Annotated in this window: 22 protein-coding genes and 1 pseudogene; 3 read left to right on the top strand and 20 right to left on the bottom strand. The window is 60.1% G+C overall.

Annotated features, from left to right (window positions below; all coding sequences use genetic code 11):
* Positions 1 to 82: 82 nt before the first annotated feature.
* Complete coding sequence (locus FHT78_RS16300) at positions 83 to 766, bottom strand: glutathione S-transferase family protein (RefSeq protein WP_183745903.1); 684 nt, start codon at positions 764 to 766, stop codon at positions 83 to 85.
* A gap of 101 nt (positions 767 to 867) precedes the next feature.
* Here FHT78_RS16300 and FHT78_RS16305 point away from each other — a divergent pair, with 101 nt between their 5' ends.
* Positions 868 to 1,311 (top strand): MarR family transcriptional regulator, encoded by a 444-nt coding sequence (locus tag FHT78_RS16305; RefSeq protein ID WP_183745905.1) that lies wholly within the window; start codon positions 868 to 870, stop codon positions 1,309 to 1,311.
* Here FHT78_RS16305 and ybaK read toward each other — a convergent pair whose 3' ends face one another.
* The 9 genes from ybaK to FHT78_RS16350 form a co-directional block, all read right to left on the bottom strand.
* The gene (gene ybaK / locus FHT78_RS16310) at positions 1,312 to 1,785 is read right to left on the bottom strand and encodes a Cys-tRNA(Pro) deacylase (protein ID WP_183745907.1); all 474 of its coding nucleotides are present in this window, start codon (positions 1,783 to 1,785) and stop codon (positions 1,312 to 1,314) included. It lies immediately after the preceding gene.
* A 3-nt stretch (positions 1,786 to 1,788) separates the two neighbouring features.
* On the bottom strand, positions 1,789 to 2,139 hold the full coding sequence (locus FHT78_RS16315; protein ID WP_183745910.1) for an ArsC family reductase: 351 nt from the start codon (positions 2,137 to 2,139) through the stop codon (positions 1,789 to 1,791).
* A gap of 70 nt (positions 2,140 to 2,209) precedes the next feature.
* A complete protein-coding gene (gene phnX / locus FHT78_RS16320; protein WP_183745912.1) occupies positions 2,210 to 2,989 on the bottom strand; it encodes a phosphonoacetaldehyde hydrolase in 780 nt (259 codons plus the stop codon).
* Positions 2,986 to 4,116, bottom strand: a complete 1,131-nt coding sequence (locus FHT78_RS16325) for a TIGR03364 family FAD-dependent oxidoreductase (RefSeq protein WP_183745914.1) — start codon at positions 4,114 to 4,116, stop codon at positions 2,986 to 2,988. Before FHT78_RS16325 ends, phnX begins: the two co-directional genes overlap by 4 nt.
* A 103-nt stretch (positions 4,117 to 4,219) precedes the next feature.
* Complete coding sequence (locus tag FHT78_RS16330; protein ID WP_183745922.1) at positions 4,220 to 5,281, bottom strand: succinylglutamate desuccinylase/aspartoacylase family protein; 1,062 nt, start codon at positions 5,279 to 5,281, stop codon at positions 4,220 to 4,222.
* A 70-nt stretch (positions 5,282 to 5,351) separates the two neighbouring features.
* A complete protein-coding gene (locus tag FHT78_RS16335) occupies positions 5,352 to 5,873 on the bottom strand; it encodes a 2'-5' RNA ligase family protein (RefSeq protein WP_183745925.1) in 522 nt (173 codons plus the stop codon).
* 423 nt (positions 5,874 to 6,296) lie between these two features.
* Entirely contained in the window at positions 6,297 to 7,859 is a 1,563-nt protein-coding gene (gene guaA, locus FHT78_RS16340) for a glutamine-hydrolyzing GMP synthase (protein WP_183745928.1), read from the bottom strand.
* Between the two features lie 193 nt (positions 7,860 to 8,052).
* Positions 8,053 to 8,691: a 5'-methylthioadenosine/S-adenosylhomocysteine nucleosidase gene (locus FHT78_RS16345; RefSeq protein ID WP_183745931.1), complete on the bottom strand. Its 639-nt coding sequence runs from the start codon at positions 8,689 to 8,691 to the stop codon at positions 8,053 to 8,055.
* Complete coding sequence (locus FHT78_RS16350; RefSeq protein WP_183746505.1) at positions 8,688 to 9,137, bottom strand: PaaI family thioesterase; 450 nt, start codon at positions 9,135 to 9,137, stop codon at positions 8,688 to 8,690. Before FHT78_RS16350 ends, FHT78_RS16345 begins: the two co-directional genes overlap by 4 nt.
* 413 nt (positions 9,138 to 9,550) lie before the next feature.
* Between FHT78_RS16350 and FHT78_RS16355 the strand changes: the two are divergent.
* Positions 9,551 to 10,626: pseudogene (locus FHT78_RS16355) on the top strand (DUF2252 family protein).
* Here FHT78_RS16355 and FHT78_RS16360 read toward each other — a convergent pair.
* The 9 genes from FHT78_RS16360 to FHT78_RS16400 all read right to left on the bottom strand — a co-directional run bounded on the left by FHT78_RS16360 (position 10,605) and on the right by FHT78_RS16400 (position 20,887).
* Positions 10,605 to 11,705, bottom strand: coding sequence for a DUF1513 domain-containing protein (locus FHT78_RS16360; RefSeq protein WP_183745934.1), 1,101 nt, complete (start codon positions 11,703 to 11,705; stop codon positions 10,605 to 10,607). The pseudogene FHT78_RS16355 and the gene FHT78_RS16360 overlap by 22 nt on opposite strands.
* 4 nt (positions 11,706 to 11,709) lie before the next feature.
* Entirely contained in the window at positions 11,710 to 12,813 is a 1,104-nt protein-coding gene (locus FHT78_RS16365; RefSeq protein ID WP_183745937.1) for an imelysin family protein, read from the bottom strand.
* Positions 12,813 to 14,351 carry a di-heme oxidoredictase family protein gene (locus FHT78_RS16370; RefSeq protein ID WP_183745940.1) on the bottom strand — a complete coding sequence of 513 codons (1,539 nt, stop codon included), beginning with the start codon at positions 14,349 to 14,351 and terminating at the stop codon, positions 12,813 to 12,815. Before FHT78_RS16370 ends, FHT78_RS16365 begins: the two co-directional genes overlap by 1 nt.
* A gap of 46 nt (positions 14,352 to 14,397) precedes the next feature.
* Positions 14,398 to 15,675: an imelysin family protein gene (locus FHT78_RS16375; protein ID WP_183745943.1), complete on the bottom strand. Its 1,278-nt coding sequence runs from the start codon at positions 15,673 to 15,675 to the stop codon at positions 14,398 to 14,400.
* A gap of 246 nt (positions 15,676 to 15,921) precedes the next feature.
* Complete coding sequence (locus FHT78_RS16380; RefSeq protein WP_183745945.1) at positions 15,922 to 17,211, bottom strand: RsmB/NOP family class I SAM-dependent RNA methyltransferase; 1,290 nt, start codon at positions 17,209 to 17,211, stop codon at positions 15,922 to 15,924.
* Positions 17,212 to 17,379: 168 nt separating this feature from the next.
* Complete coding sequence (locus FHT78_RS16385; RefSeq protein ID WP_183745948.1) at positions 17,380 to 17,742, bottom strand: septal ring lytic transglycosylase RlpA family protein; 363 nt, start codon at positions 17,740 to 17,742, stop codon at positions 17,380 to 17,382.
* 410 nt (positions 17,743 to 18,152) lie between these two features.
* The gene (locus FHT78_RS16390; RefSeq protein WP_183745952.1) at positions 18,153 to 19,022 is read right to left on the bottom strand and encodes an SDR family oxidoreductase; all 870 of its coding nucleotides are present in this window, start codon (positions 19,020 to 19,022) and stop codon (positions 18,153 to 18,155) included.
* Positions 19,022 to 20,182, bottom strand: coding sequence for a tRNA epoxyqueuosine(34) reductase QueG (gene queG, locus FHT78_RS16395; protein ID WP_183745955.1), 1,161 nt, complete (start codon positions 20,180 to 20,182; stop codon positions 19,022 to 19,024). The genes FHT78_RS16390 and queG overlap by 1 nt, the downstream gene beginning before the upstream one ends.
* Before the next feature lie 12 nt (positions 20,183 to 20,194).
* Entirely contained in the window at positions 20,195 to 20,887 is a 693-nt protein-coding gene (locus FHT78_RS16400) for a glutathione S-transferase family protein (protein WP_183745958.1), read from the bottom strand.
* A gap of 277 nt (positions 20,888 to 21,164) precedes the next feature.
* On the opposite strand from FHT78_RS16400, the gene FHT78_RS16405 reads away from it, so the two are divergent.
* Positions 21,165 to 21,962, top strand: coding sequence for an undecaprenyl-diphosphate phosphatase (locus tag FHT78_RS16405; protein ID WP_183745961.1), 798 nt, complete (start codon positions 21,165 to 21,167; stop codon positions 21,960 to 21,962).
* Between the two features lie 79 nt (positions 21,963 to 22,041).
* Here FHT78_RS16405 and FHT78_RS16410 read toward each other — a convergent pair whose 3' ends face one another.
* Positions 22,042 to 22,194, bottom strand: a complete 153-nt coding sequence (locus tag FHT78_RS16410; RefSeq protein ID WP_165911864.1) for a hypothetical protein — start codon at positions 22,192 to 22,194, stop codon at positions 22,042 to 22,044.
* Between the last annotated feature and the right edge of the window lie 221 nt (positions 22,195 to 22,415).

Genomic DNA, 22,415 nt, shown 5'->3' on the forward strand with positions numbered 1-22,415 from the left:
AGACCCCTTTACGGCGAAAATGAAGCGCGCCGCATCGATTTCAAGGCGGCCGGATTTATGTCCGGCCGCTTTTGGGTAGGCCTCAAGCGGCGGCGGGCAGCCTGAGCAGGATTGAGTTATGTTTATCGAGGAACTCCATCAGGCGCTGCGGATAGTCTTCGCCAACGGCGCCCCGGACGCTTCCTCGCTCCGACAATGCCTTGCGCCAACGCTTGACCCGTTCGAGCCCGTCGAAGATGGGACTGTCGCCGAGCGTATCGAACAGATCGAAGTACCGAAAGATCGGCCCGAAGACCGTGTCGACGAGGCTGAAGTTAACCCCGGCGAAATAGGGTCCGTCCGCCAGCACCCGCTCGACAGTCGCGAATTTGGCGACAAGCGCCTTGTGCTTGGCCTCCAATTGCGCGGCATCCTGCGCCGTCTCATAGCCCCAGAGATCGGAAAGCACGGAAGAGCCGAATTCCATCCATCCGCGGTGGTGGGCGCGGGCCAGCGCGTCGGTCGGATGCAGGGCGATACCCGCCTGCGTTTCCTCCAGATATTCGCAGATGACGCTGCTTTCGAATAACACCTCTTCGCGGCCATCGTCCTCTTGTATCCGGAGCAGTGGCACCTTGCCGAGGGGTGAGATCTTCAGGAACCAATCCGGCTTGTCGGCAAGATCGATGTCGATGCGCTCAAATGGCACGCCCTTTTCGAGGAGCGCGATCGCGGCGCGCTGCACATAGGGGCAGAGATGATGGCTGATGAGGGTAAGCTTGCTCATGAAAATCTCCCGGGGTTTGGCAAGGGATCGTTGGCTTTGCATGCATGCAGATGCATCTAATATCGCTTGCGCTGAGTTTCAAGATAGATGTAATTACATTTATGTCTGAGAATATGCCAAAGCCGAACGAAGCCGTGGTTTCTGCCTGGACGCGCCTCATGCGCGCCCGCGAGCGGCTGCTGGGCTTGATCGAAGCCGATTTGAAGACAGCCGGTATGCCGCCGCTTGCCTGGTATGACGTGCTTTGGGAGTTGGCGCGCTCACAATCAGACAGGCTGCGCCCCTATGAGCTGGAGGAGCGGACACTGCTGGCGCAGTACAATCTTTCCCGTTTGATCGATCGGCTGGAAAAGGAGGGTCTGGTTGCTCGCGAGGTCTTCGCAGAGGATGGTCGCGGCCGCTGGGTGGTGATCACTGATGCCGGCCGTCAGCTTCGGGAGCGCATGTGGACCGTCTACGGCAAAGCGATCGAAACTCATATCGGCGGCAAGCTTGCAGAAAGCGAGGCGAGGACGATCGCCGGCCTGCTGGACCGCTTTCTCTGATCAGGCGATCAGCGGTGCGGCGGCCGCCTTCAGTACCTTCAATGCCTCTTTCGGATCGAGCCGCACCTGCAGCCCGCGTTGCCCGCCATTGATATAGACGAGCGGTTCGGCAAGAGCGGTTTCCTCGATCGCCGTCGGCACGATCTTCTTCTGCCCGAAAGGGCTGATGCCGCCGACATGGTATCCCGTTAACCGCTCCGCATCGGCCGGTTTCATCATATTGCCCGACTTACCATGGAAGGCGCTCGCGAGCTTCTTCATGTTCACTTCGCGGTCGGAAGGCACGACCACGCAGACCGGCTTGCCGTCCACCTCTGCCATCAGCGTCTTCAGCACGCGATGAGGCTCCTCGCCGAGCGCTTCAGCTGCCTGCAGCCCGACGCGCTCGGCATTCGGATCATAGTCATAGGTATGAACCGTGAAGGCGACGCCGGCTTGTGTGAGGACCTGTGTGGCGCGAGTGGTTTTGGACATGGCTCAGCCCTTGAGCGCCTGCGCGTAGATATCCGGCTTGAAGCCGATCAGCAGCTTGCCGCCAGTTTCGAGTACTGGCCGCTTGATCATCGACGGCTGGTCGAGCATCAGGGCAATGGCTTTATCGCGGTCGAGATTTTCGCGCGCGGCGTCAGGCAGGTTGCGGAAGGTCGTGCCGGCGCGATTCAGCACCGTCTCCCAGCCTGCCTCGTCGATCCATCGTTCCAGATGCCTACGATCGATGCCGACTGCTTTGTAATCATGAAAATCATAGGCGACGCCATGGTCGTCCAGCCAGCCGCGGGCCTTCTTCATTGTGTCGCAGTTCTTGATACCGTAGATGGTGACGGCCATGCGGGTTCGATCTCCCTGATTCATAAGGGAGATACCACGCTGTATCAGCGCTGCAAACGCCGTTGGTCCTTTATCCCTCAAGCTCTTCGATAAGGGCAGGCAGGTCTGCCACCGTTTCAACAACATAGTCGGCGCCGGCGGCAATCAGCTTCTCGCCGATCCGCTTGTGCAACGCAGCTCGCGCCTCTGGCGAAAGTGCATCCAGCTCTGCAGGTGTCAGCCCCGCCTCGTTGCCCGAGAGCGTCACGCCAACAGTCACGCAGCCTGCGGCAGCACCCTCGGCAATGCCGGGTTCGGTATCATCGACCTTCAGAACGGCAGAGGCCGGATAGACCATCAGGTCGAGGAAGCACTTATACATGCCGATCGGCGTCGGTCGGCCAAGCGGCAGATCGTCAGCACAGATTAGATTGTCGGGCGCATAACCCTGTTCGGCGGCAAGCGGCAGCACGCGCTCCATGATCGAGCGTGTATAGCCTGTGGTCGAGCCGATCTTCATCTGCCGCTCGCGCAGGTATTGGATCGTCTTGATCGCGCCCGGCACCAGAGCGCAGTAATCAGTCACGACAGCTTCGTTCAGCGGAACGAAGAGCTCGTAAACCTTGTCGATTGCAGCCTCGTCCGGAAGCGCTCCTTGTACAGCCTTCCAGCGCGCGGCGATATGCGGCTCGGCCAGCATCGCGGCGATATGGGCACGCTTCGGGAGCCCCATGGGCTTGCGGGCATCGGCGATGGTTACCTCGACGCCGAGTTTGCCGAAGGTTTCCACAAAGGCCCCCATCGGCGCGAAAGAGCCGAAGTCAATCATTGTGCCGGCCCAGTCGAAGACCACTGCCTTGAATTGCGTCATGCTGCGCTCCCGTAGAGATCCTCGATGGTTTCTTCGCCGATACCGAAGGCGGTCGAAGCACCGCAGCCCGCGGTGACGACGACGATGCGCAGCGCGTCGGAGGGCTTGTCGGTAAACCGCCAGCGGTCTGGAGCGGAGGCATAGGTGCCGATCCAGCGCTCGGTAATGAAGCGACCCGGCAGGTTGAGCACGGCATCCATTTCGTCGAGTATCAGTCGGTCGACCCGCTCCAGTCCAAACGGATCGGGTGTTTCGGAGTAATGGTGGCTGTCGCCGACGATCAGCGATCCGTCCTCCGACTGCGTGACGATCAGGTGGATGCCGTTTTCCCGCTCCGGCTTGAATTCGCGGTCAAGCCGCGCCTTCAGGGCGGTCGCCTCCGGCAATTCCGCATAACCGAGATAACGCCCGAGCCCGAGATCGGACATAACCGCAGCGCTGAGGGAAACCCGCTGGGCCGGCACAACACGCATCATCTGCAGCTTGCAGCGTGTGACGTTATAGGCAGCGATCCGATCCGCAAACAGGCTCTTGAAATCGTCGCCGGGACAAACAACCACCGTCTCCGCCTCGATCAAGCCGGTTGACGTTTCGATTCGCGGCGGCTCGACGGCGCTCACTGCTGTCGAGCGGCGGAACTCTATGCCATATTTGACTTCGAGATAGCGGGCGAGCAGCGGAATGGCTGTGCTGGATTCGACCCGCACCTCATGTGGGCTATAGAGTGTGAAGCGCCCCGATTCCGGTCGCAGTGCCGGCACAAGCCGCCGTGCTTCATCGAGCGTCAGCCTTTCGCAGCCCTCGCCCATCTCTGTGCGCAGGAAGGCGTCGATCACGGCTTCGGATTCGTCGAGCCTTGCGGCAAGGAGCAGCCCGCGCTGCAGGACGTCTATGCCGGCGTCATCGACAATCCCGGCCCAGATATCGCGGGCCTGGCGCGCCTTGTTCCAGCAGTCGCCGGCCTGCTGGCCGGTCACCGTCACAAAGCCAAAATTGCGCACCGAAGCGCCATTTGCCTGTGCGTCACGGTCAACAACGACGACCCGTTTGCCACGCTTTGCCGCCGCCAGCGCATGCGCCAGCCCGACAATTCCCGCGCCGACGATCGCAATGTCGTAATGCGGCATGAAAGCTCCTTCGCAACATGTCTGCCACGGCTTGGCGGATTTTCTTGAAGCCTGTGTGACAGTTGCGCGGAGCCTTACATTCGCGCGTGGAAAAGAATGCGGTTCAGTCTTCCAGGGTGCCGGCCTTTCGCGTTGCTTTGCTCGGCTTGTCGGCGACGATCTTCATCAGGTCGCCGCGTCGGCGCACCAGCCGGTCGGACGTGCGGGTCAGCAACAGCCCGTCCTGCGGCGCCCGGATCTTGATATCGCCCTCGGCAAAACCGGGTCGGGTGACGATCGTCGCCAGAAGCTCCCCTTCCGAGACACGCTCGCCGATATTGCGGTGGAAGAGGACCGTACCGCCCTGCGGCGCGCGCACGATCTCAACATTGTCGAGCGGCACGGCTGGTCCGGAGAAGGTCTTGTCTACGGTCGCTCCGCCGCTGACGACACCGCGCCCGATCAGGAATTGCAGCATGCCTTCGGCGTCTTTTGCGGCCATACCGGGATCGACGTCGCGCAGGCCGCGCAGTTCCACCGTCACTGAAAGCTTGCCCGGAAGTTTCGCCTTGCGCTCGCCCGGCACCTCATACTTCCAGGCAAAACCGACCGCTTCTTCGAAGGCGCTGCTTTCGCCATCTGAAAGCAGCACTGCTTCCATGCCGAGCGCATTGGCAAGGTCCGCCGCCTCCGGCCAGAAGGCTTCGTCGATATAGGCATATTGCAGCGATTCATCATCGCAATGCAGATCGAGCACCAGATCGGCGCCGAGCGCCATATGGATGAGCTCCCGTTTCAATCGATCAGCTGCCGGGTAGTTGTCGAGCCCGTCAATCAGCTCTGGCCGATCACGAACGGAGATCAGCGGAAAGTCTCGGTTGAAATTGGTCCGCGATCCCAGATCGAACCGGCCTTGCAGCTCGCCGAAATGCGATTGTGCGGCACCGATCGGATTTGCCTGTGGCACAAGCGTGATATCGCCGGCGATCCGTCCTTCGCCTTCGGCCTGCCTGAGTTGTAGGCAGAGAAAATGCGCCAGCGCCGTTCCCGGTAGTTCGTTCGCGTGCAATGCGGCCTGGATATAGACCTTCGGGGCGGCGGGATCGTTTCCCTCGAAACGGATGACCGGCAACCCCCATTCGATGCCGGGCGTATCGCCGGGGATGATGATCTCTGAAACGTCCACTGTCCTGCTCCGCCTGTGCCTATTGGGTGGGGAGTTGTATGCGAATCCCCACCCGCGGTGCAAGCTTGGCTCAGCCGAGCAGAGGCCAACGGCCAATGACATTATGCTCGCTCTTTCCATAGATGCTGTGGATCAGCAGGAACTCCCGGACGGTCCACCGCACCGGCCGATTAAGCTCTTCAGGCAGAACTGTCTTGCGATCGTAGAGCAGCGTCATATGCGGTGTCAGATGGCCACCGAGGTTATAGGGCAGTCCCGCCTCATACAGACCTTCCTGGATTTGGTGGCGAAGATCCAGCAGCGCTTCGTTTTCCTGCCTGGTGCAGATGACGAAGGCCTGGGGTTCGCCCGGATGGCGGAAGCTCATGACCTCATCAAGCACCAATTCGAACGGTCGGACGCGTATTGTCGCAGCCATCTGTTCCGCAGCGAACGCGATATCCTGCGGCAGCCTGCGATAGGCGCCCACACCATTCAGCGTGATATGAAGCAGCTCAAGGGGTCGCGAAGGCCCCGTCAATGCATGGGCGTTGCGATAAGTCTGGGCGATCTCCATCGCTTCGGATGCTGCCTCAGCGGTCGGGCGGAGCATGAAGAACAACCTGTGGTGACGTCCCCCGCTGTAGCCGGCTTTCTTCCGGGGGTCGGAGCCATTCGGGTCGAGCGGAAAATGAGGCATCTGAACTACGGACTACATCGTCCGCCTCCTTGTTTTACAAGGAGGAGCTTATCAGAGGTGCTCTTTTCGTCAAGAACAAAACAAGAACAATGAAGGTGAAACTATATTGGAGACAAAAACGGCTGCCGAGCGGCGGCCGTTTGCCGATGTCGAATTGAACAGTGAATGAGTGCCTCAGGCGGCGTCCTTGACCGCCGCAGACACTTTTTTGGCAGACTTGGTGCGTGCTGCCTTCGGCCGCACGAGACGAAGAATGTCATCGGTGCTTGGCGTATTATCAGAAATTCTCTGGAAGACGAGGCAAAAACGGGAATCCGTGCCGGGTTTCCCAGATCTTCATTCCCACTCGATCGTGCCCGGCGGCTTACTGGTCACATCGTAAACCACGCGGTTGATACCACGGACTTCGTTGATGATGCGGGTCGCGGCGCGGCCCAGGAATTCCATATCGTAGTGATAGAAATCCGCCGTCATGCCGTCGACCGAGGTGACGGCGCGCAGCGCGCAGACAAATTCGTAGGTGCGGCCGTCGCCCATGACGCCGACGGTCTGGACGGGCAACAGCACGGCGAAAGCCTGCCAGATCGCGTCATAGAGGCCGGCCTTTCGGATCTCATCGAGATAGATCGCATCGGCTTCGCGCAGGATATCAAGCTTCTCGCGCGTGATGCCGCCTGGGCAGCGGATGGCGAGGCCCGGACCCGGGAAGGGATGGCGGCCGATGAAGCTGTCTGGCAGGCCGAGTTCCTTGCCAAGCACGCGAACCTCGTCCTTGAAGAGTTCGCGCAACGGCTCGACGAGCTGCATCTTCATGCGCTCCGGCAGGCCTCCGACATTGTGGTGCGACTTGATGGTGACGGAAGGGCCGCCGGTGAAGGAAACGGACTCGATCACATCTGGATAAAGCGTGCCCTGGCCGAGGAAATCCGCGCCGCCAAGCTTCTTGGCTTCGTCCTCGAAGGTCTCGATGAACAGGCGGCCGATGATCTTGCGCTTCGTTTCCGGGTCGGAAACGCCTTCGAGCTCGCCGATGAAGCGATCGGAAGCGTCGACATGGATCAGGTGCAGATTGTAGTGCTCGCGGAACATGGCAACGACGCCTGCGGCCTCGTCCTTGCGCATCAGGCCGTGGTCGACGAGGATGCAGGTCAGCTGGTCGCCGACAGCTTCGTGGATGAGAAGGGCTGCGACCGACGAATCCACGCCACCGGAAAGCGCGCAGATGACGCGCTTGTCGCCGACTTGGCGGCGGATGTCTTCGACAGCCTTTTGGCGGTAGGCGGACATGGTCCAGTCGCCTTGGATGCCAGCGATGTTGTGGATGAAGTTCGCGATCAGCTTGGCGCCATCAGGTGTATGCACGACCTCAGGATGGAACTGCACGCCGTAATATTTGCGTTTCTCGTCGGCGATAAAGGCGTAAGGCGCGTTGGACGAAGTGGCGACGACCTCGAAACCTTCGGGCAGTTTCGTCACGCGGTCGCCGTGGCTCATCCAGACCTGATGACGCGAGCCCTTGGACCAAAGACCTTCGAAGAGGGCGCATTCCTCGTCGACTTCGAGGAAGGCACGGCCGAATTCGCGGTGATGGCCGCTTTCCACCATACCGCCGAGCTGCATGCACATCGTCTGCTGTCCGTAGCAGATGCCGAACACCGGAAGGCCGCTGTCGAAGATGATCTGCGGCGCCCGGGGCGATCCTTCATCGACCGTCGAGGCCGGGCTGCCGGACAGGATCACCGCTTTCGGCTGAAGGCGCTTGAAGCCTTCTTCGGCGGACTGGAAGGGAACGATCTCGCAATAGACACCGGCTTCACGCACGCGTCGTGCGATGAGCTGGGTCACCTGGCTGCCGAAATCGACGATGAGAACGCTGTCGGGATGTGCTGTCTGGGTCATGGCGAGCCTTTAATGAAAAGCGCCTCTGCTTGCAATCCGGGAATTCGGCCGTATCGGGGTTTTATTGTCCCGATTGTCCCTGTTTTCAGCGCTTGCAGCGTGTCGCGATCCTTCATATTCGCTGCCACGGTTCAAGCTTTTGTCTTCGCATGTCGTTATTGCAAAACCGCTGCACACTTTTGCGCGACATGCTTTAGAACCAGAAAACGCCATCTTCCAGAGCAGTAAACAGACTATCGACGGCATAAGAAAGCTTGCGGTCGACGATATGCAGATATTCGGTCCAGCCGGAAATATGCTGCAGCTCGACTGCGCCATCCGAAATGCCGCGAAGGCCGATCAGCGGCAGTTTGTAGCCCTGGCAAGCGCGCAGCACCGCATAGGTCTCCATGTCGACCATGTCGGCTGCGATATTGGCATAGGCGGCACCGGAAACGACGTTGCCGCCGGTTGAAAGGGTGGCCTCGGGAATGCCGGGAATGCGCAGCGGCAGGTCGAGATCGGCCGGCAGGTCGAGAAAGGGAGTCTTGCCCTTTTCGAAGCCGAGCGGCGAGGCATCCATGTCACGATAGGAAACGGACGTGACCTGATAGACTTCGGTCTGCTGCAGGCGCGCCGAACCGGCCGAGCCGAGCGAAACCACGAGATCGGGCAGATCGTCGGAAGCATCGAGACTGGAGAGCGACTTGGAGATCGCGATCGCCGCCTCGACAGGGCCGACGCCTGTCATCAGCGGTTCGATACGCGAGCGCAGGAACGGCCCGTATTCGGCCTCGGCGGCCATGACGAACAGGATGGACTTGCCTGCGACGGACTTCAGTTCGAATTTCATCCCGTAATTCCCTCTCTTCCGCGAATGACCATCATCGTCCCGGTCATGGACGCGATGAGCTTGGCAGGCCCGTCGCTGATCGCATAACCTCGCCCGTCGGCAACGATGATGTTGGAGCCGGGCTTGGTGATCTCGCCCCTGAAGAGGAAGCGTTCGCCACGCCCCGGCGACATGAGGTTGACCTTGAACTCGATCGTCAGGATCGAGGCTTCGGCATCGATAACGCTGTAGGCTGCAAAACCGCAGGCCGAATCGAGCGCTGCGGAAATGACACCCGCGTGCAAAATGCCGTGCTGCTGTGTCAGTTTGACGTCGAAGGGAAGCTCGATTTCCACCACGCCGTGCTCGACACGCGTCAACTCCGCGCCGATGGTGTGCATGGCCGCCTGACGGGAAAAGCTCTGGCGGATCCGTTCGCGGAAATCGCCCCTGTCGGTATCGTTCATCATGGTTCCTCTTGCGATCGCGAAAGTGGCATGGCCGGCCGGATTCGACAAGGTTTCAAACAGGCTCACGACGGTTTTGTCTTTTCGATACGAGTTTTCGATCACGCAGCCCCGAGCTGTGTCGCTTGCGGGTCCGGCCGGGCAGGCCGATGAATTGCAGGCGCTTGTCGCCGGCATGGTCAACTCCAGCAGTACAGGCCACACTCGACGAGGTGGTCCCAGGTGATCTCTGGCGGGAGCTTCGCAAGGCGGATCTCGTAAACGCCGAAGCTCCGCTTCCCGTATGATCAGATAGGTCGGCGCGGTTCATCTCAGCACGGTGAGCTGCGTCGCATCTATCTTGGGATCATGCCGAAACCTCTTCTGAATAAAGCCCCGCAGGATTATGATCGATCAAACCTGAGGGCGAGCCGATGAAGACCTTTTCTCAATCTTTGAGCGATTACGAGGCGTGGCTGGCATACGAGCTGCAGGGCGAGCTTGTGCAGGAGGATATTGACGAGAAACACCGGAAGATGTGCGGTGAAGCTTTCGCCTTTCTGCGCGCTACCTACTGGCGCTGGGCGGAGATCATCTACGAGGTCAGACCGGAGCTTGCCGACATGCCGCAAGTGCTGTCGATCGGCGATACGCATTTGGAGAATTTCGGCACATGGCGGGATATCGAGGGGCGGCTCGTATGGGGCGCCAATGATTTCGACGACGCGGCGATCATGCCCTACCGGCTGGATCTCGTGCGGCTGGTGGCTAGCGCCATTCTGGCGCAGCCGGATGCCGGGATTTCCGGCAGGGCGATCGCCGAGCTCATTCTCGCTGGATATGCGCGCGGCCTTGAGCATGCAAATCCCATCGTACTGGAGCGCGATCATCCTTGGCTCCGCGACAAGTTGCTGCTTTCGGAAGATGAGCGGAAGGAATTCTGGAAGAAATGGGACACGCGTAAGCCTGCCAAAAGACCAGCCTCCAGACGTTTTGTCGAGGCCTTAAATGCTGTGCCGAAGGGCGCGGCAAGCGCCACACCCTACCGGTGACGAAGGGGGCGGGAAGTCTCGGCCGGCCGCGTTTCGTTGCCTATGTGAACGAGTGGCGCGGCGGACCCGTGCTGCGTGAAGCCAAGGCCCTTGTGCCCTCCGCCTGGTCCCTGGCAAGATCAGGAGATCACGTCATCAGAACCGGCGTCATTGCCGCCGGAAAGATGCGCAGCCCCGATCCTCATTTTGTCGTGTCGGGCCGCATTCTCGTTCGAAGACTTTCGCCGAACAGCCGCAAGATCGGGATCAAGACTGTTGTGAAAACCCTGTTGAACGGCTCGATGCTTGAGCTGATGGGATTCGAGATCGCCAACTGCCATTCAGATGACCCGGCAGGTGCTGCGGCAATTCGCAATGATCTGCGCTCGCGCGGTAAGGACTGGCTCTACGAGGCGGCGCGCTCAGCCGCCGAAGCCGTTAAAAAGGAATGGAAAGACTACCGCATCCGCGCCGGCTGAGTGATGCGCACGATATGCTGATCCCAGGCGACATCGCTATGAGCCGACAGGAAATCGCCATCATAGGAGGAAACGGCAAAGCCGCCGGGAGCAGGCGCGATTCCCGCGGCGTCGCGAACCCTGTCCTCGCGCAGCACCTTGCCCGTTTTCGCGTCAATGGCGACGGACGCGCCGCCGATCGGCGAGGTGATGCCGATCAGACCTTCCTTTCGGTTGACTGCAATCGCCCCGACATAATTGGCAAGTCGTCGCGTCGTCTCCTCGGGCAAGTCGATGAAAGCAAGATCCTCGCCCTTGGCGAAATGACCGACAAGCGGCGGCAGGTCCTTCCGATGGCCTTCATATTGGCAGGCGAACCAGATACGGCCACCCGCGTCGACGTCGACATGGCGTGTCGAGACGGACGACCATTGCGGCGGCAGGATATGTTTTTCGATCAGCGCGCCGGTTGTCGCCTCGATGAGCGCCAGTGACGGCTGCATATTTCCAAGATTGAGCTTTGTGCGACCGAAATCCGGATGTGTCTCGATGCCGCCATTGGCAACAACAAGCATGCGGCCGTCATCGGAGACGGTCATATCATGCGGGCCGACGCCATAGGTCTCATATTCGCCGATGCGGACAAAGCGGTTCGTTGCATCGTAAAGGCCGATCATGCCCCTGTTATTGTCGAAGTCGTTCTCGCTGGCATAGAGCAGCCGGCCATCCGGCGAAAACGCGCCGTGGCCGTAGAAATGCCGGCCCTCCGGCGAGGTGACGACGATGGGTTCGCCCTTGTTCCAGGGGTCGAAGATCATCGCGAAGGTGCCCGGCCGGCGGGCGAAGGCGACGGTGCGGCCGGTGGCAATGCTATGGGCCATACCATGGGCACGGGCGGGCAGCGTCACCTGATCGACAATCTCTCCGCGTTCGGTGACCGTCGCCACGGCAAAGGAACCGTTGGCGGCGCGGATACCGGAGGCATAGACGGCATCGGCACGGGTGAGCGCCAGCAGCGCTTCAGGTTTTAGCGCAGCCAGAAAACCGATACCGGCGGCCTTGATGAAGCCGCGTCGGTCAATGGCAGCACTGCGCCACATCGGCTCAGTCTCCGTCCGAGAAGGAAAAGCCGGCCGAAAGGCCGATTGCCGCTCCATACTGGTCGCTGATCGTGGTGATGAGGTCGCGGCTTTCGGTCAGCAGTGTATCGAGCTTGGCCTTCTCCGCATCGCTGACCGCGACTTCGATATCCGGGTTCAGCTTTGAGACGCTGTCGATGATCGTCTTCAGCTTGGCGTCGATCGAATCGGCAACCGCCTTCTTCTCCGGCGGCAGCAGTTCCGCCATTCCGGCCTTCTGCCAGAGTGTGCGGATGCCCTCGAGATTGGCGGCCATCGACTTCCATGTATTCTTCGAACGCCAGTAGATCGCCATGCGCGGGCGGGCGGGCGTATCCTTGCCCTTGTAGAACTGCTCCAGCCGCTGGTCGCGAACGTTTTCCGCAGCATGGACGAGGATGCCGAGGAGGGCGGTGACGGCCTCCTTGTTGTCCATGAAATCGTCGCTCTGCGGGCCGGGGTGCTTCCAGCTCGCCTGCACGCCGTCAGGCTTCTCCCAAGCGGCGACCACCTCGCCGGCTTCACGCTGGATATTGCCGGCGACCGCCTGGCCGTAGAGGCAGCGGAAGCCACCCTTCTGCTTGAGGAGGTCATCGGAGCCGTTGCCATAGAGGACATATTCGAGTGCGGTCAGGCCCTGCAGCGCCACGCTCTTGCCGGCAATGGCATCGACGGTCGCGTCCTTCGGATCGGCCTTGGCGAGCAGCGCCTGAACCTGCTTGAGGCCGACGCCCTTGCGGTCGGGATAGAAGAGGATGTGCTCAAAGAGATTGTCCTGGATAACAGGGCCGGTCTGCACGATCTCGATCGTCGACCAGTAGCGGATCGCATCGTCGAATGCTGACTTGGCGCGATCGAGCGTCTGCTGCGTACCTGAGGCACAGAGATCGTTCATGGCTGTCGTCAGGCGCGCGGATGATTGCTGCATATTGCGATAGCCGGGGCGGATAACCTCGTCGACAGCGCGCTCCATGACTGAAGGCACAGCATCCTCGTTGAAGCCCGAAGTGGGCGGTGCGGCGCTTTGGGCGGCAGCCGATGCGGCAAGGCCGGTCAAAGCGAGGCAAAACAGGGTGTGCCAGGGGCGCATCAGAGTGACTCCAGGAATGTAATCAGGGCCTCTCTATCGTCTTTTGATAGCGAGGAGAATGCGTTACGGGCTTTTTCAGCTTCGCCGCCATGCCAGAGAATTGCTTCGGTGAGATTTCTGGCGCGGCCGTCATGCAGGAAGAAGCTGTGTCCGCTGACAGTCCGGGTCAGTCCTATACCCCATAGCGGTGGCGTGCGCCATTCACGTCCGTTCGCAAGTCCCACTTGCTGTCCATCCGCAAGACCCTCGCCCATGTCATGCAGCAGAAAATCGGAATAAGGCCAGATGAGCTGGAAGGATTGCGCCTTCTCGGCGGTATCGCGGCGGGTGACGAACTTCGGAACATGGCAGGAAATGCAGCCGGAATCGTAGAAAAGCTGCTTGCCGCGCAACGTCCCGGCAAAGCTCGCCTTGCGGCGTGCTGGCACCGCGAGGTTCTCCGAATAGAAGGTGACGAGATCGAGCACAGGGCCGGGCGCCTCCTCGTTGCCAAGGCGTTTTTGTACCCCGTCCGGCATGGCGAGGCACTTTGTCTCGGCAACGGTGCAGTCGCCATTGGCATTGGGTTTGTCCGGCGTCGAGATGCCGATATCGTTGGCGAAGGCATCGGCGCTTTGATCGCGCACAGTGGCGTTCTGCGCCTTCCAGCCAAAGCGGCCGAGGGCGATCTCGCCGGTGCGATGGTCGCGGATGATCGCCGCCTTGCCGGAGATGCCGTCGTGATCGATGTCGTCAGGATCGGCATGCGCGAGAATATCCGGCTCGGGAATTGCCTGTATGAGACCGAGGCCGATCATAGGCGGAGCGACGCGCGCAGAGATCGTCGTCGCCGGGTCGAGCGCCCCGTAGGCGAGGTCCTTGACGGAATAGGCAGGCTTGCGCAGGCGCACCGTCTCGCCATCGGCAAGCGTGACCGTCTCCTCGCTGTAGGTGATCGCGACCTTGCCTTCGGCGGCAAGTCCGGGAACGGCGAGATCCTGAAGCTGATGGCCGTAAACCGGATCGGGGAAAGTGACGACGTCACCGTCGGTGAATGCCTTTTCCTCCTCTGGCGTTTTCGCGGCGCGGGCAAGGCGCAGGAACATCGAAGTGGCGCTCGGTCCGCCCTCGGGAGGTTTGCCACGGCCGTCGTTGAGGTGGCAGCTCATGCAGGAGCGGGCGTTGAAGAGTGGGCCGAGCCCGTCGGACGCCTGTGTCGAAGAGGGCGCGGAGACCCAGAGCTTGCGAAAAAGCGCATTGCCGAGCCGGAAATTCTGCTCTTCCTCGAAGGGGATATTGGCCGAGATATGCGAGAAACTGTCTTCGGTGACCGGATCGATTGAGGTCGCCGCACCCGCCTGCATGGCTTCGTATTGCTCGGCCTTGCTGAAATCCTGCGTCGGTTTGATGATATCGGCGACGCGCTTGAGGTCGGCGTCAGAAAGATCGGTACGTCCAGTCGGAAGATCGAAGGTACCGGCGATGGCAACGGGAAGCCCGGCGAGCAGAGCGCAGAAAGCTGCGCTGACAGAAAAACGTCTGGCCGGGTTATGCGACATTTCAAGGGTCCGGGCCGCTCCCGGTTCGGAGCGGCCCGCCTTTTGCTTATTTGAAGACAGCGTTAGGATTATCCAGGCTGTCGGAACCTTCAAGCTCGACGGTGCCGAGGTCAAGTGCGGCAATAACGCGCTGGACCGATTTGGTCTGGTCGATAAGATCGTCGATCGCGGCTTGGACGACGGCGTTGCCTTCCTTGTTACCCTCACCGATCATCTGGTCGTATTTCTCGACCGTCTCGCCGCGCTTGGCCATGGCGTGCATGGCATCTAGTGTCTTGTTGAGCTTGCCGGTCATCTCGGCATCCAGAGCCTTGTCCTTGGCTGCGACGAGGTCGTGCAGCGACGGGCCGGTCATCTTGGTGCCATCGACGCGGGTATATTCGCCCGTATAGGCGGCCGCGATGCCGATCGCGTCGTTCAGATGCGAGTTGTAAGTGTTGTCGGAGAAGCAATCATGCTCTTCTTCCGGATCGTGCAGCAGCAGGCCGAGCTTCATGCGTTCGCCGGCAAGCTCGCCGTAGGAGAGCGAACCCATGCCTGTCAGGATGGCGACGAGGCCAGCCTTCGGATCGGCTTCGACATGCTTGGTCGCTTCGCCATCCGCCGCCCAATTGTCGGTCATTTCCTGGAGATCGGAAACGAGCAGGGTGGAAGCCGATTTCAGATATTCGGCGCGGCGGTCGCAATTGCCGTGTGTGCAATTCTTCAGATCGTAATCGCTGGCGGGACGCTCGCCGGCGCCAGGTCCGGTGCCGTGCAGATCCTGGCCCCAGAGCAGGAATTCGATGGCGTGATAGCCGGTCGCGACATTGGCCTCGATACCGCCGGCTTCAGCAAGCGTGCCCGAGAGGAATTCCGGCGTCAGCTTGGAGGCGTCCACATCCTTGCCGTCGATCTTGATCGTCTTGTTGGCAACGACATTAGCGACATAGAGCGAGTTCTCGTCGCTTTCCGTGCCGTAGGAAGGATCGACGTAATCAATAAGCCCTTCATCGAGCGGCCATGCGTTGACCTTGCCTTCCCAGTCATCGACAACAGGGTTGCCGAAGCGGTAGACTTCAGTCTGCTGATAGGGGGCACGCGCCTTGATCCAGGCATCCCGGGCAGCCTTCAACGTCGTATCGTTGGGCGTCTTCAGGAATATATCGATGGCCGCGTCGAGCGCCTTCGCAGTCGTCAGCGAGTCCTCGTACTTGGCATGGGCGACTTCGGCATAGTGTTTCACGACTGCAGCAGCATCGGGCGCCGCATGTGCGGGAAGGGCGAGCAGGGCGGCGGGGGCGATCGCCAGCGCGGCTGCGCGGAATGTGCGGTTGAGCTTCATAATCCTCTCCTGTGACGGATTTCCGTCTGAATCCGGCAATCGTCTCTTCGCGCAAAAGCAAACTGGTGTCAAACACTCTAGTTTGGAATGGTTTTAAGGATGGATTGCCTGGATTTAACTGGTCGTTTGAAGAATATCTGACCCCAGATTTCGGATCACCTGCACAAACGGATCGCGCCTTCTGTCTACTCGTCACGTGATGAATGCGGATGATCCAGTGTTTTCAATTTCCGCTGCGAGCGCTTCTCAGCCGTCCCTTCTCAGGCGGCAGAAGAAGAAGCCATCCGTATCCGTCGACGCTGGCGTCAGCGTGATCGTCTTGCCGTCGGAAGATCGTGGGCGTGCGCTGTCCTTGCCGAACAGGCTGTCCCAGGCGGGCAGCGCGCTGTCAATCTTGAAATCGCCGTTCTCGGCAGCAAAGCGCCGGACCTGCTCTTCGTTCTCCTGCGGCAGCACCGAGCAGGTGACGTAGATCAGTTCGCCGCCTGGGCGCACGAAGCTGCTCGCCTGCGTCAGCGCATCCTGCTGCTGGGCGGTGCGTTCGTCGAGATTCTTGGCTGTCAGCCGCCATTTCGTATCCGGGCGGCGGCGCCACGTACCCGTGCCGGTGCAGGGCGCATCGACCAGCACCTTGTCGCAGCGGCCACGCAGGCTGGACAGGCCCCTGACATCGTCGTGGACTTGGACATTGCGCGTTCCGGCGCGCTTCAGCCGCTCGATGATCGGCGCAAGCCGCTTGCGGTCGGCATCATAGGCGTGGATCTGACCCTTATTATGCATGGCAGCAGCCATGGCGAGCGTCTTACCACCGCCACCGGCGCAATAATCCAGCACCTGCTCGCCATCCCCAGGCAGGACGAGATCGGCGACGATCTGCGATCCCTCGTCCTGAACCTCGAACCAGCCCTTCTGGAACGAAAGCTCGGCCGTGACGTTAGGGAGACGTGAGGCGCCTTCGCCGGCGGGAATCCGGATGCCGTAGCGTGCGATCTTCGCCTCATTCGCGCCGGCCCGTTCCAGCGCCTTCACGGCCTTCTCACGGGTGGCCTTCAGGATATTGGCGCGCAGATCAAGCGTCGGGCGCCCGGCAAGCGCCTGCGCCTCGGAAAGCCATTCGCCGCCGAAAGCCTGTTCGAAGGAGGGCTGTACCCATTCCGGAATATCGCCCTGCACATGTGGGGAAGCATCGGAAAGAGAACGGCTCGCAAACGCTGCGAGCGCTTCTGCGGAAAGCGGCGTCGGCGCGAACTTGTCATCTGCAAGTTCCGCAGCCAGTGTTTCCGGCGTAAAACCCCACTGGCGGAACATGACGGCGTGCGCGATGGCAACGGCACTGTCATCGTCCATCAGATAGGCATGGGACAATCGCATGCGCAGCGCGTCGTAGACGATGTTGCCGATCGCCGCCCGGTCGCCGGAGCCGGCGAAACGGTGGGCGAGGCCCCAGTCCTTCAGTGCATCGGCGACAGGCCTTTTGCGGGCATCGATATCAGCCAGAACCGAAATCGCCCCTTCGAGGCGGCCGCCCAAACGCATTCAAACTTCTCCTGTTGCCTTGGCTGGTGAACGATCCGCACAAGAGAGTCCGCAGCAAACCTGATAGGCAGGGCGGATTGTTCACAAGTCCCAATCGCGTGGTTACTCGCGATTGGCGGCAAGAGCAAGCGCCGCATCCGGCGCAGGGATTGTGCGGAGGGCTTGGCCTCAGCTGATGACCTGGTAGCAGACCTTCGCGGTGCCCGAGGAGACCATGCCGATATTCTGTGCGGCAGCGCGCGATAGATCGAGCACGCGACCGCGGATGAACGGGCCACGATCATTGATGCGAACGACGACGCTGCGGCCGTTGTTGCGGTTGGTGACCTTCACCTTGGTGCCGAATGCCAGAGAACGATGTGCGGCGGTGTAGATGGCCGGGTTCATGCGTTCCCCGGAAGCAGTTTTGGAGCGAAGTGCGTACCACGAAGCACCGCCACATCCGTTACCAGCAAATCCTTCTGCCGGAAGGGCGAAGGAACAGGCTGCAATCGCTGCGGTAGTGATTAGAGAACGGCAGATTTTCTTCAAAACGGATTGTCCCTCAACTGTTGAACTTGCGCCTTCGCAGGCGGTGGGGCTTCAATCCGGGGAAAAGTGGCGAAAAAGTGCCGCTTCTGATCACGGAACGTTACAGTCTGTAACATTTGTGATTCCACTAACATTGCGGTAGCAGGACACCGCTTTGGCAATTCTTGGAAAAAGCCTAATGAAATCAGCTAAAATCCGAACGATTTTTTCGTATAAACGCTAAACATTTGATGGCCGTTGGAAATCACAAATTTTTTTTTCTCAGGGTGCCATATTCGCTGCCACATTTGCGCAAATTTGGAGGCCGTTAACCATAATACGGAGCGAAATTCAGTTCGTAAAAATCAGAAAGTAGGAAATTTCTACTCTTTATGGATTATAACCCTATCACCCGAATGAGAGGGGTTTGGTCAGCCGCGCCAACCGTCATTTTGCAATAGCTGGGCGAGCGACATCGGATAGTTCGGGAAGGCAAACCGGAAGCCTGCAGCCTTCAACTTGGCATTGGAAACGCGCTTGTTCTCTCCATAGAAGGAACGGGCCATCGGCGTCATCTCGGCGGTCTCGAATGGCTGCTCCGGCGGCGGGGTGATGCCCATCAGGCGGGCGGCCTCGACTATCACATCCTGCGGCGGACCAGGTTGGTCGTCGGTGACATTGTAGATGCCGCCGAGCGCATGCTCTGCCAGAAACCGGGTGGAAGCGCCGATGTCCTCCACGCGGATGCGATTGAACACCTGGTCCTTTTTGATGATGCGGCGCGCTGTGCCACGGTCCAGATTGACGAAGGCGTTGCGTCCCGGTCCATAGATGCCGGAAAGCCGCAATATGGCGGCCGGCGTTTCGCGGGAACGGCCGAGCGCAAGCCAGGCATCCTCGGCGTCGAGACGTTCCTTGGAGCGGCCCGAGACTGGTATACATGGCGTTTCTTCAGTCACCCAGGAACCCTTGTGGTCACCATAGACGCCGACCGTGGAGAGATAGCCGATCCACTGCAGGTCAGGCAGAAGCACCGTGCTGTCCTTCCCAAGTAATGCAAGCAGCGGGTCGGCATCGCGCGGAGCGATCGACTGAACGAGATGCGTGACGGTGGCCATCGCCGCACGCAGGTCGTCGCTCAAGGCCTCTCCGTTGAAGATGAAGGCTTCGATGCCAATCTTGCGCAACTCTTCGGCTTTCTCTTCCGAACGGGTCGTACCGGAGACGCGAATGCCGCTATCGCCAAACGCCTTGGCGATAGCCGTGCCGGAATAACCGCAGCCAAAGATCATAACATGCATCAGCTCACCCCTGCCAATCGCCATTCGTTGAGGACATCTTCATCCGACTCATTTTCCTTTTGTGCGGCAAAGGCTTTGAATTCGCCAGCCTCCATGAGCCGCGACAGTGCCCAAATCGCCGTGCCGCGCACGACCGGCGAGGCATCAGTGGCGAGCGCACGACATCGCTCGATCAAGCTGCGCTCGCCGGAATTGCCGGCGGCGATCAACACGTTACGAATAAAGCGGTCACGGCCGATGCGCTTGACCGGCGAGCCGCTGAAGAAGGTGCGAAAGGTCGGATCGTCGAGCGCCAGAAGGAACACGATCGAAGGTCCCTTCAGATCCTCACGCGCCTTCAGCTTCATTTCCGATGCTTCGTTTGCGAACTTGTTCCAAGGGCATGCGGCGAGGCAATCGTCGCAGCCGTAAATGCGGTTGCCGATCAGCGGCCTGAATTCGGGATCGATCGGCCCCTTATGCTCGATCGTCAGATACGAGATGCAGCGGCGCGCATCGATCTGGTAGGGCGCCGGAAAGGCAGCGGTTGGGCAGACATCGAGGCAGGCGCGGCAGGAGCCGCAATGATCGGTCTCCAAGGTATCTGTATTGAGATCGGCGGTCGTAAACATCGATCCAAGGAAAAGCCAGGAACCGTGCTCGCGGCTGACGAGATTGGTGTGTTTGCCCTGCCAGCCGAGACCGGCGGCCGCAGCCAGCGGCTTTTCCATGACCGGGGCAGTATCGACGAAGACCTTCACATCCGCGCCAGCCTTGGCCGCGAAGCGCGTGGCGATCTCCTTCAGTCGGCCCTTGATGACGTCATGATAGTCGCGGTTGCGGGCGTAGACGGAGATTGCCGCCTTATCTTTCTCTCCGAGAATGCCGCGCGGATCCTCGTCCGGCCCATAATTTAGCCCGAAGACGGCGACCGAGCGCACATCGCTCCAAAGCGTGCGTGGATCGCTGCGGCGCTCGCGCGTTTCCGCCATCCATTCCATCGTCCCATGCCGGCCGGCATCGAGGAATTGGCTGAGCCGCTCTTTTGCCTCAGGGATCGAATCCGGGCGGGTCACGCGGCAGAGATCGAAGCCGAGAGTGACCGCTTCCGCTTTCAGGAAGGCGGTCAAATTGTCGCGGCGCTTGCGCTCCTTGATATCTTCGGCTTTCGGTTCGGGCATCGAACGCCCTCGTTAGAAATCCAGGTCGGCGTAATGGGAAACCGGCGTCAAGCCGCGTACGCGCTCGGTCAGAAGCGGGCGAAAAGACGGGCGCGATTTCAGCCGCTGGTACCAGTCCTTGGCGAGGGGCGATTCCGACCAGTCGATCTCGCCGAGATAATCGAGAATGGAGATCGAGGCTGCGGCGGCAAGATCGGCATAACTCATTCGCTCGCCGGCAAGCCATTGGCGCGAGCCGGCTAGCCAGGTGAGATAACGCATATGTTGGCGGATATTGGCGCGTGCCGTGCGCAACACCTTGGAATCCGGGGCGCCACCGCCCTGGTCGGCCGTCATCTGCAGCTTGTAGACGCGCTCGCGTGCCAGCGGCTTGGTGACGTCGTTTTCCATTTTTTGCATGAACCATTCCGTCAAACGGCGGATTTCCGCGCGCTGGAACGGGTCCTCGGCGAGCAACCGGCGGTCGCGTTTCAGCACGCCATGCGTCTCGTCGAGATATTCCGAGATGACGGTTGCGCCACAGAGCGCGCGCATGCTGTCATCGACATAAACCGGCAGCGTACCGGCTGGGTTGAGCGCCAAGAAGTCGCGGCGTTTCTCCCAGGTCTGTTCTTCGATCAGTTCCACCTGATAGCCATATTCCGCCAGAATGAGCCTGACGAAGCGGGATGCGGACGACATGGGATGATGATAAAGCGTGGGCATCGATACTCGGACTTTTGATTGTGGTGCATGGGCTCAGGGGCGCGCCGATTATACCGCCCTAGTCATGACTCATTAGTTGAAGCTATAGGAGTTTGACCCCTCCAATACAAGCGAATCGGGCTAGACCGCCTGACAAGGGACAAAACATGGCTGCCTGAACGATCGCAACTCCCCGCTCGTCTTTCTTGCCTCCCGCTCTGGCGGACGATGATTGTGCAGTGCAATATAGCCTGGCCACCATTCCAGTCCGACCGAACCCCCAAACCGGAGACACTTTATGGACTACATAAACTCTATAATTCTGGGCATTATAGAAGGGATCACAGAGTTCCTGCCGATTTCCAGCACTGGCCATCTGATCATTGCGGAACAGTGGCTTGGTGCACGCAGCGAGACATTCAACATCGTCATTCAGGCAGGAGCGATCCTTGCCGTCACGATCATCTATTGGCGCCGCCTGCTCGATCTGCTGCTCGGCTGGCGCGATCCGCAAAACCGTGACTACGCTTTTAAACTGATCGGCGCCTTTCTGATCACCGCCGTCCTCGGACTGTTGGTCAAGAAGCTTGGCTTCGAACTGCCTGAGAACGCAACCCCGGTTGCCTGGGCGCTTATCATCGGCGGTATCTGGATGATCTTCGCCGAATGGGCCGCCGCCCGCCGCCCGCCGAGCTCCCACATCACCTGGCTCGTGGCCATCCTGGTTGGTATCGCCCAGGTCGTTGCCGGGGTCTTCCCCGGGACGTCCCGCTCCGGCGCCACGATTTTCGTCGCCATGCTGGCCGGCGCGGCTAACCGCGCGGCTGCAACCGAATTTGCCTTCCTCGTCGGCATTCCGACCATGTATGCCGCAAGCGCCTTTTCGCTGCTGAAAACCGTCAAGGATGGCGGTGCGGCAAACGAGGACTGGACCGCGCTCGGCATCGCCTTCGTCGTTTCGACCGTCGTCGCCTTCGTCGCCGTCAAATGGCTGCTGGCCTATATCAGAAGTAACCGCTTCACGGTCTTTGCGATCTATCGCATCATTCTGGGTGTTGTGCTGCTCGGCATGGCGATGGCAGGCATGATCAGCTGAGTCATCACGCGGGCGAGCGAATATGCGTCGCGCGCGCCGGGATAAAAATTAAAGCCGGTTCGAAAGGACCGGCTTTTTATTAGTGGGTAATGGAGGCCGTCGAGCAGGGATCGACGCCGTAAGCCGGCGAGCAACCGCCCTTCACCGCTGCGACGGAGCCCGGCGCAATGAAGGAGCCTGCGAGGATTACCAGTGCCGCACACGCAAAAAGAAGCGCGATTGACTTACCCATCAGAAATAGCCTTTCACGTGATGCCGCACGCCTGCGAGGCGCTTGAGTCTGTCTGGAGACGCGCGGGGGTGTTTAGTCAGTGGAATAGCAAATAGCAATAAATGTTCCTGCTAAATTTGGTGTTAATTCCACTAAATTTCCTATGCGTCTTTTATGCAACGTCACACAACATGAGATGCATCTTAACACGCAAGGCTTGCGCCGGATTCGCGCCTCGCCAA

It is taken from the genome of Rhizobium sp. BK196 (assembly GCF_014193255.1).
In the GTDB taxonomy this organism is placed as follows: Bacteria; Pseudomonadota; Alphaproteobacteria; order Rhizobiales; family Rhizobiaceae; genus Rhizobium.